1 protein-coding gene is annotated in these 1,486 nt (G+C 43.2%); it reads right to left on the bottom strand.

Annotated elements, in window-relative coordinates; genetic code table 11:
- Positions 1 to 203: 203 nt before the first annotated feature.
- Complete coding sequence (gene dnaN, locus PX481_RS21430) at positions 204 to 1,352, bottom strand: DNA polymerase III subunit beta (RefSeq protein WP_002761694.1); 1,149 nt, start codon at positions 1,350 to 1,352, stop codon at positions 204 to 206.
- Positions 1,353 to 1,486 lie beyond the last annotated feature (134 nt).

Genomic DNA, 1,486 nt, shown 5'->3' on the forward strand with positions numbered 1-1,486 from the left:
CCCTTGCCAAAGAATATGCTGAATTGTTTCAGGAGTAGATAATAACATATCAATTCAATCCGTTAACTTGTTCAATTATCAACAGTATATCGCCAAAATAGAGAAAATAAACCCAATCCTTTGGCGAGAAAATAGGATTGAGTTAACAGGATCAAAAATGGGATAGGTTAAAAACAGATCCCACAGTTCCAATTAAGTCAGAACTACTGACGAATTTGTACCGGCATCACCAAATAGGTCATCTTTAAACCTCCCAAGGGGGTAAAAATAACCGGTTGGGTACTAGCATTTAACTGCATTTGGATATCATTATTAGGTAAAGCCTTCAAACCGTCCATCAAATATTTAACATTAAAGGCAATATCGCCACTTTCTCCCTGAATTTCCGCCGCCATGGACTCTTTGGCACTACCTAAATCGGGAGATTCCACCGCTAGGGATAAACGGTCATTTTCGCTATCGAGGCTAAACTTGACTAAATTATTCTTTTGGTCCGATAAAACCGCCACTAATTCCAAACAACGGATTAATTGTTTGCGGTCTAAAACCAAAGAGCGCTCGAAGGATTTAGGAATTAACTGATTATAAGTGGGATAGGCCCCTTCTAACTTACGACTGGTTAACCTCTGTTCCCCCATTTCAAAGATGACTTGAGAATCATCCACATGCAGAGTAATAGTCTCGATATTTTGTTTTGTTGACATCATTCTTTCCAATTCTCGCAGGGCCCGGGCCGGAATGGTGACATTAAAGCCACCAGAGGCACTTTCCACCTCCTCTAGGGGAGTTTGTACCACCGCTAAACGATGACCGTCTGTAGCGGCAAATTCTAGACAATCGACGGTTTTAGTTAAATGCACCCCCGTCAACACCTGTTTAGTTTCATCGCCACTAGCGGCAAACAATGCACCTTTTAGTCCCTCTGTCAAGGCAACTACAGGTAAATTAACAATTTCCCCATCGGCCACCGTGGGCAATTCTGGGAACTCATCGGCTTTCATGCCGCGAATTTGGAACTGTGCCGAGGCAGTTTTCAGGAAAGCGAGACTATGCTCCTCATCATTCTCGTTTTCTTCCACAGAGATGGTGATTTCCCCCTCTCCCAAACGAGAGACAATATCGTTAAGTAATTTTGCCGGCAGGGTAATCTTACCCCCTTCCACCACCTCGGCCCGAAAACTGGTGCGAATCCCTAAACTCAAATCAAAAGCAGTCAGGCTAATTTCGCCCTTTTCCTCATCGGCACAAAAGAGAACATTTCCCAACACCGGATGGGTAGGACGACTGGCAACGGCCCGACTAACTAGGGATAAATTGCTGTTGAGTTCGCTTTGACTACTGGTAAATTTCATCGAAAATTTTGGGTCTGAAACCCCGTCGTTCTACGACGGCTTTACTGTTAAATATTAGCACATTTACGAAATATATGCTAAAATGTGAGGTATGGAAAAAGCCTATTCGTTTCGATTTTACCCCACACCAACAC

Source organism: Microcystis sp. M53603_WE2 (assembly GCF_030065435.1).